This window comes from Microbacterium deminutum, assembly GCF_039530205.1.
Lineage (GTDB): Bacteria > Actinomycetota > Actinomycetes > Actinomycetales > Microbacteriaceae > Microbacterium > Microbacterium deminutum.
Genome location: NZ_BAAAOG010000001.1, coordinates 1188711 through 1202045, shown reverse-complemented (window position 1 = coordinate 1202045; position 13335 = coordinate 1188711). Strand labels below are relative to the sequence as shown.

At 69.4% G+C, this 13335-nt stretch carries 10 protein-coding genes and 1 pseudogene; all 11 read left to right on the top strand.

The window, feature by feature from the left end:
• The first annotated feature begins 43 nt into the window (after nt 1-43).
• The 11 genes and pseudogenes from ABD212_RS05475 to metK all read left to right on the top strand — a co-directional run bounded on the left by ABD212_RS05475 (nt 44) and on the right by metK (nt 13330).
• On the top strand, nt 44-1621 hold the full coding sequence (locus ABD212_RS05475; protein ID WP_344092008.1) for a Rieske 2Fe-2S domain-containing protein: 1578 nt from the start codon (nt 44-46) through the stop codon (nt 1619-1621).
• 196 nt (nt 1622-1817) lie between these two features.
• A complete protein-coding gene (gene pyrR, locus ABD212_RS05470) occupies nt 1818-2363 on the top strand; it encodes a bifunctional pyr operon transcriptional regulator/uracil phosphoribosyltransferase PyrR (RefSeq protein ID WP_344092006.1) in 546 nt (181 codons plus the stop codon).
• A complete protein-coding gene (locus tag ABD212_RS05465; RefSeq protein ID WP_344092004.1) occupies nt 2360-3343 on the top strand; it encodes an aspartate carbamoyltransferase catalytic subunit in 984 nt (327 codons plus the stop codon). Before pyrR ends, ABD212_RS05465 begins: the two co-directional genes overlap by 4 nt.
• Nucleotides 3340-4650 (top strand): dihydroorotase, encoded by a 1311-nt coding sequence (locus ABD212_RS05460; protein ID WP_344092001.1) that lies wholly within the window; start codon nt 3340-3342, stop codon nt 4648-4650. The genes ABD212_RS05465 and ABD212_RS05460 overlap by 4 nt, the downstream gene beginning before the upstream one ends.
• The gene (locus ABD212_RS05455) at nt 4647-5156 is read left to right on the top strand and encodes a PH-like domain-containing protein (RefSeq protein WP_344091998.1); all 510 of its coding nucleotides are present in this window, start codon (nt 4647-4649) and stop codon (nt 5154-5156) included. Before ABD212_RS05460 ends, ABD212_RS05455 begins: the two co-directional genes overlap by 4 nt.
• Nucleotides 5153-6298, top strand: a pseudogene (carA, locus tag ABD212_RS05450) (glutamine-hydrolyzing carbamoyl-phosphate synthase small subunit); the annotation flags it as partial. The gene ABD212_RS05455 and the pseudogene carA, both read left to right, overlap by 4 nt.
• Nucleotides 6299-6567: 269 nt before the next feature.
• The gene (gene carB / locus ABD212_RS05445; protein ID WP_344091996.1) at nt 6568-9855 is read left to right on the top strand and encodes a carbamoyl-phosphate synthase large subunit; all 3288 of its coding nucleotides are present in this window, start codon (nt 6568-6570) and stop codon (nt 9853-9855) included.
• Complete coding sequence (gene pyrF / locus ABD212_RS05440; RefSeq protein ID WP_344091993.1) at nt 9852-10700, top strand: orotidine-5'-phosphate decarboxylase; 849 nt, start codon at nt 9852-9854, stop codon at nt 10698-10700. The genes carB and pyrF overlap by 4 nt, the downstream gene beginning before the upstream one ends.
• Before the next feature lie 118 nt (nt 10701-10818).
• Complete coding sequence (gene gmk, locus ABD212_RS05435; protein WP_344092466.1) at nt 10819-11691, top strand: guanylate kinase; 873 nt, start codon at nt 10819-10821, stop codon at nt 11689-11691.
• Nucleotides 11692-11759: 68 nt separating this feature from the next.
• A complete protein-coding gene (gene rpoZ / locus ABD212_RS05430) occupies nt 11760-12014 on the top strand; it encodes a DNA-directed RNA polymerase subunit omega (protein WP_179438111.1) in 255 nt (84 codons plus the stop codon).
• Nucleotides 12015-12136: 122 nt separating this feature from the next.
• Nucleotides 12137-13330 carry a methionine adenosyltransferase gene (gene metK, locus ABD212_RS05425; protein ID WP_344091991.1) on the top strand — a complete coding sequence of 398 codons (1194 nt, stop codon included), beginning with the start codon at nt 12137-12139 and terminating at the stop codon, nt 13328-13330.
• Nucleotides 13331-13335: the final 5 nt, after the last annotated feature.

The window sequence follows — 13335 nt, the reverse complement described above, 5'->3', positions numbered from 1 at the left end:
ACCTGCCCCGTAGACTTGACCGGCACGATACAGGAGGGGCTGCATGCGGATCACGGGACTCGGCCACGCCGGGATGTTCATCGAGACGGCGGGCGGCACGATCCTCTGCGACCCGTGGGTGAAGCCGGCGTTCTTCGGATCGTGGTTCCCGTTCCCCGACAACCGCGCGCTGGACTGGGAGAAGTACGGGAAGGCCGACTTCCTGTACGTCTCGCACCGGCACCGTGACCATTTCGACCCGTGGCTTCTCGAGACGTATGTGCCGAAGGACATCGAGGTCCTGCTTCCGGACTATCCGACCGACGACCTCGAGACGGACCTCCGCAAGCTCGGGTACGAGAACATCACCTACGCACCGGCCGGTGAGGTGATGGAGCGCGGACCGCTCCGGCTCATGGTCACCCCGTTGCGCGCACCATCCGACGGCCCCATCGGCGACTCGAGCCTGTCGATCGACGACGGCACCGCGAGCATCCTGAATCAGAACGACTCGCACCCTCTCGACCTCGAGAAGCTGCTGTCGTTCGGCACCCCCGAGGCGTATTTCACCCAGTTCTCCGGGGCCATCTGGTGGCCGATGGTCTACGACCTCGAAGACCAGGCCAAGCGCAACTTCGCTCACCTCAAGCGCGAGGCGCAGCACAAACGCGCGATGTTCTACATCGACAAGGTCGACGCGCCGCACGTGTTCCCGATGGCCGGGCCGCCAATGTTCCTGCGCGAGGAGCTCTTCCGCTACAACGGGCTCGGGCAGCAGAACGACTCGATCTTCACCGACCAGGTCCAGTTCATCGCGCGGATGAAGGAGGAGGCTCCCGAGCGCACCGGGCACGTCTTCATCCCCGGAACCGTCGTGGACCTGAACCACGGCGAGCTGACGGTCACGCAGACGCTGTACGCGGATGCCGAGATCGACGCCATGTTCGCCGACAAGTGGGGCTACTTCGCGCAGCAGGCCGCGACGCGGCAGCAGGAGATCGCCGACGACGAGGCCTCGCGCCCCGACGTGCTCCCCCCCGACGAGATGCTCGCGGCACTCAAGGAGTGGTGGGAGCCGCTGCTGCGGCGTGGCCGGATCTTCCGCGACGGGGTCGGCGGCCCGGTCCGCTACACGATCGGCGACCTCGACATGGTGGTCGACTTCCCGAAGGCGAAGCTGCGCGAGTACGCGGGGGAGGAGACCGGCTACTGGTTCACGATCCCGGCCGACCTGGTGTCGACGAACATCCGCGACCACGAGATCGACTGGTCGAACTCGATCTTCCTCTCGATGCAGTTCCAGGCCGGGCGCGTCGGGAAGTTCAACGAGTTCATCTACACGTTCATGAAGTGCCTGTCGCGGGACCGGATCGAGTACGTCGAGAACTGGTACGCCGAGCAGTCGGATGTCTCGGAAGACGTCCAGCTCGGGGACTGGGTGCTGCAGCGCCGCTGTCCGCACCTGCGCGCCGACCTCTCCAAGACCGGCAAGATCGAGGACGGCGTCCTCACCTGCAGCCTGCACGACTGGAAGTGGGACCTCGCCTCGGGAAAGTGCCTGACGACGCAGGGCCACTCGATCCGGGCGCACCGCGTCGAGGACGCCCTCGCGCACGGCGCGACCGCTCCCGCAGCCGTCTGAGCGCGCGCGGGCCTAGTGCGTTTCGTCTCGGTCGCTGCGCTCCCTCGCTCAACGACCGGGGGTGACCTGTCCCGGTCGTTGAGCGAGCGGCAGGCGAGACGAAACGCGTCGCACTATGGGCGCGGCCGGCCGCACTAGACTGGAGAGACCACAGCAACCTTTAACCCCGTCCCGTGAGGCGGAGAAGGGAGCGCGGATGAGCACGCGCACCGTGCTTCATGAAGCGGACATCGCCCGGGCCCTTACTCGGATCTCGCACGAGATCCTGGAGTCCAACAAGGGCCCCGATGGACTCGTGCTTCTCGGCATCCCGACCCGCGGCGTGGCGCTCGCGCGGCGCATCGCCGCCCTGATCGGCCAGATCGCGGCGACGGAACTCGGCGGATCGAGCATCCCGGTCGGTGCACTCGACGTCACGATGTACCGCGACGACCTGCACCGCAATCCGACGCGGACCCCGCAGCCGACGCAGATCCCCGCCGGTGGCATCGACGGCAAGGTGGTCGTGCTCGTGGACGACGTGCTCTTCTCGGGGCGCAGCATCCGCTCCGCACTCGACGCGCTGCAGGACATCGGCCGCCCCGCGGCGGTGCGCCTTGCGACGCTCGTCGACCGAGGGCACCGCGAACTGCCGATCCGGCCGGACTTCGTGGGCAAGAACCTGCCGAGTTCCCGCGACGAGCGCGTCAACGTGCGCCTCGCCGATGTCGACGGCGTCGATGAGGTGACGATCGAATCATGAGGCACCTGCTCGACACGAAGTCCCTTTCCCGCGAGGACGCCCTGCGCATCCTCGACGTCGCGGAAGACATGGCCGACACGCAGCAGCGCGAGGTCAAGAAGCTGCCGACGCTCCGGGGCAAGACCGTGGTGAACCTCTTCTTCGAGGACTCGACCCGCACCCGCATCTCGTTCGAGGCAGCCGCCAAGCGCCTGAGCGCAGACGTCATCAACTTCTCGGCCAAGGGGTCGAGTGTCTCGAAGGGCGAGTCGCTGCAGGATACGGCGCAGACGCTGCAGGCGATGGGAGCGGATGCCGTCGTCATCCGCCACGGAGCGTCCGGCGCTCCTCGCACCCTCGCGACGAGCGGATGGATCACCGCGGGCGTCGTCAACGCCGGCGACGGCACGCACGAGCACCCGACCCAGGCGCTCCTCGACGCCTTCACGATCCGCAAGCGCACGTTCGGCGCCGACAGCCGCGGACGGGATCTCTCCGGCGTGACGGTGACGATCGTGGGCGACATCCTGCACTCCCGCGTCGCGCGGTCGAACGTATGGCTGCTCGATACGCTCGGTGCGCGGGTCACGCTGGTGGCGCCGCCCACCCTGGTTCCGAACGACGTCGCAGCCTGGCCGGTGCGCGTCTGCTACGACCTCGACGACGCGATCGCGGAGCGACCCGACGCGCTCATGATGCTGCGAATCCAGCTGGAGCGGATGGGCGCCGCGTATTTCCCCACTGAACGGGAGTATTCCCGGCGATGGGGGCTCGACGCCCGACGCTTCGAGGCGCTGCGGGCGGATAGCATGGTGATGCATCCCGGGCCGATGAACAGGGGCCTCGAGATCTCTGCGGATGCCGCGGACTCGCCCCGTTCGACGGTGCTCGAGCAGGTGACCAACGGCGTGTCGGTGCGCATGGCCGTGCTCTACCTGCTGCTGACCGGTGCGGGACGAGAAGAGACCACGACGCGAGTGACGCAGGAGGACGCACGATGAGCGAGGTTCTCCTGTTCCGCGGCGCCCGGCTCGAGGACTCCGTGCCCGCCGACCTGATCGTCGCCGACGGCGTCATCGCCGCGGTCGGCTTCGGCCTGTCGCGAGCCGGAGCCACGGTCGTCGACGCCGATGGACTCGTCGTGCTTCCCGGCCTCGTCGACCTGCACACGCACCTTCGCGAACCGGGATACGAGGCATCCGAGACCGTCCTCAGCGGATCCCGCGCCGCGGCCGCGGGCGGCTACGCAGCCGTGTTCGCGATGCCCAACACCTCGCCGGTGGCAGACACGGCCGGGGTCGTCGAGCAGGAGCTCGCGCTGGGTGAGGCTGCCGGCTTCGTCACCGTGCAGCCGATCGGCGCCGTCACGGTGGGCCAGAAGGGCGAGCGACTGGCGGAACTCGGTGCGATGGCGGATTCGCGCGCGCGGGTGCGCGTGTTCAGCGACGACGGGTACTGCGTGTGGGATCCGCTCATCATGCGGCGAGCGCTCGAGTACGTGAAGGCGTTCGACGGGGTGATCGCGCAGCACGCGCAGGATCCGCGCCTCACCGAGGGCGCGCAGATGAACGAGGGTGCCGTCTCGGCCGAGCTGGGCCTCGCGGGGTGGCCGGCCGTCGCCGAGGAATCGATCATCGCGCGCGATGTGCTGCTGGCCGAGCACGTCGGCTCGCGGCTGCATGTCTGCCACGTCTCGACGGCGGGCTCGGTGGAGATCATCAGGTGGGCGAAGCATCGCGGTGTGGATGTCACCGCGGAGGTGACTCCGCACCACCTGCTCCTCACCGACGAGCTCGCCCGCGGCTACGACGCGCGGTTCAAGGTCAACCCGCCGCTGCGGCGCGAGGAGGACGTCATGGCGGTGCGTGAGGGACTGGCCGACGGCACGATCGACATCGTCGCCACCGATCACGCGCCGCACCCGGCCGAGGCGAAGTCCTGCGAGTGGCAAGCGGCGGCGAACGGGATGGTGGGTCTCGAGAGCGCGCTGCGGGTCGTCCAGCTCGCGATGGTGGACACCGGCATGATCACGTGGGGGGATGTCGCGCGCATCATGTCGCGCGAGCCTGCGCGGATCGGCCGACTCGCCGGGCACGGAACCCCGCTGACCGCGGGGCAGCCGGCATCCCTCACCTTCTACGATCCCGAGCCGGTGCGCGCCTTCTCGACGACGGACCTGCGCGGACGCAGCGTGAACTCGCCCTACCTCGGGCGGGAACTGCCCGGCGACGTGCGCTGGACGCTGCACCAGGGCGTCCCCACGGTCGCCGACGGCACTCTGCTCGACACGCCGGGGGAGCGCGCATGAGCCGCGAAGCCGCAGTCGCGGTGATCGTCGTCGTCGTGGTCGGACTGATCGCACTGCTGTTCTGGGCGTGGCGACGGCGGACCCGCCGCGATTCCGCGCTGCGTGCCCCCATCGGCGACGTTCCCGGGTCGGCCACCGTGATCGCGGAGTTCCCCTCGCTGTATGTCGCCACCACACGGCACGGGCAGCCGCTCGAGCGGCTTGCGATCAGCGGGCTCGGCTTCCGGTCCAAGGCGGACGTTCGCGTGACGGACGTCGGCGTCGCGCTCGACCTCACCGGCCAGCCGACGATGCTCCTCGATCCGGCGCGGATCACGGCCGTTGCGCAGTCGACCGTCGCGATCGACCGCGTCGTCGAGCCCGACGGTCTGGTCTGTCTCTCGTGGCGCACCGACGACGGCACAGTCGTCGACTCGTATCTCCGACCGCAGGACGCCTCGGCGCGCGCGCTGGCCGACGCGATCCGCGGCATCCTCAGCCCCTCTTCGACAGGACCCGACGCATGACTTCGCTGTTCCAGTCCGATCCCGCCGTCCTCGTGCTCGAAGACGGCACCCGCCACGTCGGGCGCGCGTACGGCGCCCGCGGCACCACCCTCGGCGAAGTCGTCTTCGCCACCGGCATGACCGGCTACCAGGAGACCCTGACAGACCCCTCGTACGCGGGCCAGATCGTGCTGCAGACAGCGCCGCACATCGGCAACACCGGCATGAACCACGAGGACCCCGAGTCACGCCGCATCTGGGTCTCGGGGTACATCGTGCGCGACCCTTCGCGCATCGTCTCGAACTGGCGTGCCGACGAGTCGCTCGACGACGCCCTCGTGGGCGACGGCGTCGTCGGGATCAGCGGCATCGACACGCGGGCCGTGACGCGCCACATCCGGTCGGCCGGCAGCATGCGCGGGGGAGTGTTCTCGGGGGATGCCGCGTCCCTCGACGAGGAAGAGCAGCTCCGCCTCGTCCGCGAAGCGCCGCAGATGGCGGGACTGAACCTCTCGGCTGAGGTCTCGGTCGCCGCGGCGGAGGTCACGCCCGCGACCGCCGAGCGGATCGGCAACCTCGCAGTGCTCGATCTCGGCGTCAAGCAGAGCACGATCGACAATCTCGCCGCGCGTGGCTTCGACGTGCACGTCCTGCCGCAGAACGTGACGATCGACGACATCCGAGCGATCGACCCGGTCGCGGTCTTCTACTCGAACGGCCCCGGCGATCCCGCCGCGTCTGACGACCACGTGGAGCTGCTCCGCGGCGTGCTCGACGATGGGCTGCCCTTCTTCGGAATCTGCTTCGGAAACCAGCTGCTCGGCCGCGCGCTCGGGTATGGCACGTACAAGCTCCCGTTCGGTCACCGAGGCATCAACCAGCCGGTGCTGGACCGATCGACCGGGCGGGTCGAGATCACCGCACACAATCACGGATTCGCGGTGGATGCCCCGCTGGACGTCGTGAGTGAGAGCCCGAACGGCTATGGGCGGGTCGAAGTGAGCCACGTCGACCTCAACGACAACGTCGTCGAGGGCCTGCGGGCACTCGACATCCCCGCCTTCTCGGTGCAGTACCACCCGGAGGCGGCCGCCGGCCCGCACGACGCCAATTACCTCTTCGACCGCTTCAAGGACATGGTCGTGGCGTCGCTCGCTGAGCGCCCGACGCGAGATGAGACGTCTCCGCAAGGTTCGGCGCGTTTCGTCTCGCCTGCGGCTCGCTCAACGACCGGGGGGGAGTCTGCGGCTCGCTCAACGACCGAAGCCGACGACGATTCGCGAGCGCGGAGCGATTCGCCGTCTCGCGAGGCTGGCATCGGGTCTGGCGGGAGCGCGCCGGAGGCGCGCGGGGGCATGCCTCGCGAGACGGCGAATCCGGAGCGCGGAACGCAACGGATCCCTGACGACACCGACACCGAGGAAAACGCCTGATGCCCAAGCGCGACGACATCAACAGCGTCCTCGTGATCGGCTCCGGGCCGATCGTGATCGGCCAGGCGTGCGAGTTCGACTACTCGGGCACCCAGGCCTGCCGGGTGCTTCGGGAAGAGGGGGTGCGCGTCATCCTCGTGAACTCCAACCCGGCCACGATCATGACCGATCCCGACTTCGCCGACGCGACGTACATCGAGCCGATCACGCCCGCGGTCATCGAGACGATCATCGCCAAGGAGCGCCCCGACGCCATCCTCCCGACGCTGGGCGGCCAGACCGCTCTCAACGCGGCGATGGCCCTGCACGCCCAGGGGATCCTCGAGAAGTACGACGTCGAGCTCATCGGCGCCAAGGTAGAGGCGATCGAGAAGGGCGAGGACCGCCAGATCTTCAAGCAGCTCGTCCTCGACGCAGGGGCGGATGTCGCGGCATCCCGTATCGCGCACTCGATCGACGACTGCCTCGCCGCCGCCGAAGAGCTCGGCTACCCGCTCGTGGTGCGCCCGTCCTTCACGATGGGCGGCCTCGGATCGGGGTTCGCGTACGACGAGCGCGACCTCCGCCGCATCGCGGGCGCGGGCCTGCACGACTCGCCGACGCACGAGGTGCTGCTCGAGGAGTCGATCCTCGGGTGGAAGGAGTACGAGCTCGAGCTCATGCGCGACACCGCCGACAACACGGTCGTCGTCTGCTCGATCGAGAACGTCGACCCGGTCGGCGTCCACACCGGCGATTCGATCACGGTCGCGCCGGCGCTGACGCTCACCGACCGCGAGTACCAGAAGCTCCGCGACATCGGCATCGACATCATCCGCGCCGTGGGCGTCGACACCGGCGGCTGCAACATCCAGTTCGCCGTCGACCCGGCCACCGGCCGCATCATCGTCATCGAGATGAACCCGCGCGTGTCCCGTTCGAGCGCGCTGGCCTCCAAGGCGACCGGCTTCCCGATCGCGAAGATCGCCGCGAAGCTCGCGATCGGCTACCGCCTCGACGAGATCCCCAACGACATCACGAAGGTCACTCCGGCGAGCTTCGAGCCGACGCTCGACTACGTCGTGGTGAAGGTGCCTCGGTTCAACTTCGAGAAGTTTCCGGCAGCCGACACCACGCTCACCACGACCATGAAGTCCGTCGGCGAGGCGATGGCCATCGGCCGCAACTACGCCACCGCGCTCCAGAAGGCGCTCCGCTCGCTCGAGAAGCGCGGGTCGAGCTTCCACTGGGGCGAAGAGGCGCGCGGGGTCGAGCAGCTCGTCGAGATCGCGAGGACCCCGACGGACGGGCGGATCGTCGTCGTGCAGCAGGCTCTCCGCCACGGCGCGACCGTCGAGCAGCTATTCGACGCGACGGGCATCGATCCCTGGTTCCTCGACCAGATCGTGCTCATCAACGAGGTCGCCGAGTTCGTTCGCACGGCAGCGGAACTGGATGCCGCAACCCTCCGCATCGCGAAGGAGCACGGCTTCAGCGATGCCCAGGTGGCGCAGCTGCGGGGCATCTCCGAGGCCGAGGCCCGTGGCATCCGTCACGGACTCGGCCTCCGCCCGGTCTACAAGACGGTGGACACGTGCGCGGGGGAATTCCCGGCCCTCACGCCCTACCACTACTCGAGCTACGACTTCGAGACCGAGGTCGAGCCCTCGGAGCGGACGAAGGTCGTCATCATCGGCTCGGGCCCGAACCGCATCGGGCAGGGCGTCGAGTTCGACTACTCGTGCGTGCACGCATCGTTCGCGCTGTCGGATGCCGGCTACGAGACCGTCATGGTCAACTGCAACCCCGAGACCGTCTCGACCGACTATGACACGAGCGACCGCCTCTACTTCGAGCCGCTGACGCTCGAGGACGTGCTCGAGGTGCTGCACGCCGAGGCGCAGTCCGGCGAGATCCTCGGCGTCATCTGCCAGCTCGGCGGCCAGACCCCGCTGGGGCTCGCAAAGGGCATCCAGGATGCCGGCTACCGCATCCTCGGCACCAGCCCTGAAGCCATCGACCTGGCCGAGGAGCGCCAGCTGTTCAGCGACATCCTCGACGCCGCGGGTCTGCTCGCGCCGCGCCACGGCACCGCGGTCGACGCCGAGGGAGCCGTCGCGGTGGCCGAGGACATCGGGTACCCCGTGCTCGTGCGGCCGAGCTTCGTGCTCGGCGGGCGCGGCATGGAGATCGTGTACGACACGGCGAGCCTCCGCGAGTACTTCGTCCGCACCGCGGGCGAGGTGATCGTCGAGCCCGGCAAGCCGCTGCTGGTGGACCGGTTCCTCGACGACGCCATCGAGATCGACGTGGACGCGCTGTACGACGGCGGCGAGCTCTACATCGGCGGCGTCATGGAGCACCTCGAAGAGGCCGGCATCCACTCCGGCGACTCCAGCTGCACCCTCCCGCCGGTGAGCCTCGGGCGCACCGACATCGACCGGGTGCGGATCGCAACCCTCGCGATCGCCGAGGGCGTGGGCGTGCGCGGCCTGCTGAACGTGCAGTTCGCCATCAGCGCCGGCGTGCTGTACGTCATCGAGGCCAACCCTCGTGCGAGCCGGACCGTGCCGTTCGTGTCGAAGGCGCTCGGCATCCCGCTCGCGAAGGCCGCCTCGCGGATCATGGCGGGTTCGACCATCGCCGAGCTCAAGGACGAGGGGCTCCTGCCGCCGTCCGACGGGTCCCGCGTGCCCCTCGACGCTCCTGTCGCGGTGAAGGAGGCCGTGCTGCCGTTCAAGCGCTTCCGCACCAAGGAGGGGCTCATCGTCGACTCGGTGCTCGGCCCCGAGATGCGATCGACCGGCGAGGTGATGGGCATCGACCGGGACTTCCCGACGGCGTTCGCGAAGAGCCAGGATGCCGCGTACGGCGGCATGCCGCTCGAGGGCACCGTCTTCATCTCGGTCGCCGACAGCGACAAGCGGGCCGTCATCCTGCCCGCGCACCGGCTGCAGGAGCTCGGCTTCCGCCTCGTCGCGACGGAGGGCACCGCCGAGATCCTGGCGCGAAACGGCATCGCCGTCGAGGTCGTGAACAAGTTCTCGGCCACCCAGGAGTCGGGCGAGACCAACATCGTGGACCTCATCAACGCCGGCGAGATCGACATCGTGGTGAACACCCCGAGCGGCGGAATGGCCCGCGCGGACGGCTACGAGATCCGCGCCGCCGCCGTGGCCGGCGACAAGGCCCTCTTCACGACGATGGCCGTGCTCGGCGCCGCGGTGAGCGCCCTGCCGGTGCTGCGCGAGGGATTCCGGGTGAGGAGCCTGCAGGAGTACGCAGCCGACCGCGGACGCCGCGCGTGAGCGACGCGAAGCCGTTCGGCACCCGCACGCAGCGGGCACTCGAGAAGTTCGGGCCGCTGTGCGTCGGCATCGATCCGCACCCGGGTCTGCTCGCGGCGTGGGGGCTGGATGCCTCGGCCGCCGGGGTGCGGGAGTTCGGCCTGCGCGTGGTGGATGCCGCGGCAGACCGCGTCGCCATCGTCAAGCCCCAGGTGTCGTTCTTCGAGCGCTGGGGATCCGCGGGCTTCGCCGCACTCGAAGCCGTGCTCGCAGCGGCCCGCGCGGCCGGTCTCATCGTGATCGCCGACGCGAAGCGGGGAGACATCGGCACGACGATGGATGCTTACGGGGCCGCGTGGCTCACCCCAGGATCTCCCCTCGAGGCCGATGCCCTGACCGTGAACCCGTTCCTGGGCATCGGAACCCTCGACGACACGTTCCGGCTGGCGGAGCGCTCCGGCAAAGGGGTCTTCGTTCTCGCCGCCACCAGCAACCCCGAGGCGCTCGCGGGGCAGCGCGCCGTCGGCACCGCCGGCGCCACGGTCTCGGCCGCCATCATCGCCGAGGTCTCGGAGCGCAACGACCACACCACGCCCGACGGCGAGTGGGCGAGCCTCGGCTTCGTCATCGGCGCCACGGTCGACTGGGCCGAGGCGGGCATCCGGCCCTTCTCGCCGCCCGCGCCGATCCTCGCCCCCGGCTTCGGTCACCAGGGCGCCGGGCCCGCGGACCTCGCCCGGAGGTTCGGTGAGATGGCTCCGTACGTCATCGCGAGCGAGAGCCGAAGCATCCTCGCGGCGGGGCCGCAAGGCCTGGCGGTGGCGATCGAAGCGCGCGTGAGCGAATACCGTGGTACTCGTGGCTGATCAACGGACTGCTTCGGATGGAGCTGCGCCCCAAACCCCCGGTTCGCCGACGCGCGAGCTTGATGGGGCTCCGCCCCAAACCCCCGGTTCGCTCACGCGGCCCCCTGAGGTCGACCGGATCGCGGCATCCCGTCGTGCCGTCGCCGCGCGTCGCGTGCGCGCCTCGCTCAAGAAGGATGTCGCGATGCGCGTCATCTCGCCGCAGGAGCTGCTGCGCCGCGCCCTCGCAGACCCCGAGTCTCCGGCTGGAGCGATGCGCGTGACGGAGTTCCTCACCAGCATCCCCGCGATCGGCGAGGGCAAACGCGACCGGATCCTGAACGAGCTCGGCATCTCGCCGGTGAAGAAGCTCGGCGGCCTCGGCGCGCGCCAGCGCCGCGCCATGCAGGGCTTCCTCGACGAACGATGGCCCGAGCCCGGGCCGCGTGGCGAGCGCAGCCGGCTCGTGGTGCTCGCGGGGCCGACGGCGGTGGGCAAGGGAACGGTGGCGGCGGAGATCAAGGCGCAGCATCCCGAGATCCACCTCTCGGTCTCGGCGACGACGCGCCCGCCCCGCCCCGGCGAGGCCGACGGCGAGCACTACTTCTTCGTCGACGATGCCGAGTTCGACCGCCTCGTCGCCGACGACGAGCTGCTCGAGCATGCGACCGTCCACAACCGGTATCGCTACGGCACGCCGCGTCGCCCGATCGACGAGGCGCTCGAGGCCGGAGAGACGGTGCTGCTCGAGATCGATCTGCAGGGCGCGCGCCAGGTGCGAGCCGCCGAGCCGTCCGCGACGCTGGTGTTCCTGCTGCCGCCGAGCTGGGACGAACTCGTCCACCGGCTCGTGGGCCGCGGGACGGAAGGAGCCGAGGAAAGGGCGCGCAGGCTCCGGACGGCGAAGGTCGAATTGGCCTCGCAGAACGAGTTCGACTACCGCGTGGTGAACGAGGACGTCGCCTCGGCCGCGCGAGAGGTCGTAGAATTGGTGAAGGCGCCCGCGCGCTGATCGTTGCGCGCCCTCGTCGCGCCACCGTCTTTCCCGCGACATCCGTCGCCGAAACAGGAGGTTTCGCCATGGCCGGAACGAACCAGGGCATCATCGAGCCCCCCATCGACAGCCTGCTCGAGAAGGTCGACTCGAAGTACCAGCTCGTGATCTTCGCGGCCCGCCGCGCCCGTCAGATCAACGACTACTACTCCGACCTGCACGAGGGCAACCTGTTCGACAACGTCGGGCCGCTCGTCGACTCGACCGTCGAGGACAAGCCCCTCACGATCGCGCTGCACGAGATCCACGAAGACAAGCTGCGCCTGCGCCACGTGGAGTAGTCCCGCTCACCGCCGACACCGCCGAGCCACGACGCCGCGAGGCGCGGGCTGCGGCGGTGTCGATCGTTGCGGGCATACTTGTGCCGTCCCTCACCCGCCTCCGACTTCCTCCGGGAGCCTCGATGACCGAGCTGCGTCTGTTCACCTCCGAATCCGTGACCGAGGGGCACCCCGACAAGATCTGCGACCAGATCTCCGACAGCATCCTGGACGCGATCCTCGAGGCCGACCCCCGAGGTCGGGTGGCCGTCGAGACGCTCGTGACGACCGGTCTCGTGCACGTCGCAGGCGAGGTGTCGACGTCGGCGTACGTCGAGATCCCCGCGATCGTCCGCCGGGTCGTGAACGGCATCGGGTACACGTCGAGCGACACCGGCTTCGACGGCGACTCGTGCGGGGTGAGCGTCTCGATCGGCGCGCAGTCGTCCGACATCGCGGCCGGCGTCGACCAGGCCTTCGAGCGGCGCGAGGACGGATCGACCGACCCGCGCGACGAGCAGGGCGCCGGCGACCAGGGCATCATGTTCGGCTACGCCACGACCGAGACCCCCCAGCTCATGCCGATGGCGATCTGGACGGCGCATCGCATGGCCGAGCGCCTCGCCGAGGTCCGCCGGACCGGCGCGCTGCCGTTCCTGCGTCCGGACGGCAAGACGCAGGTGACCCTGGGGTACGACGGCGCCACGCCGAAGACCGTCGAGTCGGTCGTGCTGTCCACGCAGCACCACCCCGACATCTCTCCCAAGGCGTTGCGCGCCGCGGTGCGCGCCGAGGTCATCGACCCGGTCCTCGAGGCCACGCGCCTCGAACTCCCGTCGGTGAAGTACTACATCAATCCCGCCGGACCCTTCGTCACCGGCGGACCCAAGGGCGACGCGGGACTCACCGGGCGCAAGATCATCATCGACACCTATGGCGGCGCCGCGCGCCACGGCGGCGGCGCGTTCAGCGGCAAGGATCCGTCCAAGGTCGACCGGTCGGCCGCCTATGCCATGCGCTGGGTAGCGAAGAACGCCGTCGCCGCGGGGCTGGCGGACCGGCTCGAGGTGCAGGTGGCCTACGCGATCGGCAAGGCAAAGCCGGTCGGTCTGTACGTCGAGTCATTCGGGACCGGGCGCGTCTCCGACGACGTGATCACCCGCTGCATCCTCGACGTCTTCGACCTGCGCCCCAAGGCGATCATCGACCAGCTCGACCTGCTGCGCCCGATCTACGCTCAGACCGCGGTGTACGGCCACTTCGGACGCGAGCTCGCCGACTTCACGTGGGAGCGCACCGACCGGGTCGACGACCTCCGCGCAGCTGCAGGGCTGTGACATGG

Coding starts and splice junctions, on each gene's coding strand:
- ABD212_RS05475 (WP_344092008.1), top strand. CDS start 44: ATGCGGATCACGGGACTCGGCCACGCCGGGATGTTCATCGAGACGGCG.
- metK (WP_344091991.1), top strand. CDS start 12,137: ATGACCGAGCTGCGTCTGTTCACCTCCGAATCCGTGACCGAGGGGCAC.
- pyrR (WP_344092006.1), top strand. CDS start 1,818: ATGAGCACGCGCACCGTGCTTCATGAAGCGGACATCGCCCGGGCCCTT.
- ABD212_RS05460 (WP_344092001.1), top strand. CDS start 3,340: ATGAGCGAGGTTCTCCTGTTCCGCGGCGCCCGGCTCGAGGACTCCGTG.
- rpoZ (WP_179438111.1), top strand. CDS start 11,760: ATGGCCGGAACGAACCAGGGCATCATCGAGCCCCCCATCGACAGCCTG.
- ABD212_RS05455 (WP_344091998.1), top strand. CDS start 4,647: ATGAGCCGCGAAGCCGCAGTCGCGGTGATCGTCGTCGTCGTGGTCGGA.
- carB (WP_344091996.1), top strand. CDS start 6,568: ATGCCCAAGCGCGACGACATCAACAGCGTCCTCGTGATCGGCTCCGGG.
- ABD212_RS05465 (WP_344092004.1), top strand. CDS start 2,360: ATGAGGCACCTGCTCGACACGAAGTCCCTTTCCCGCGAGGACGCCCTG.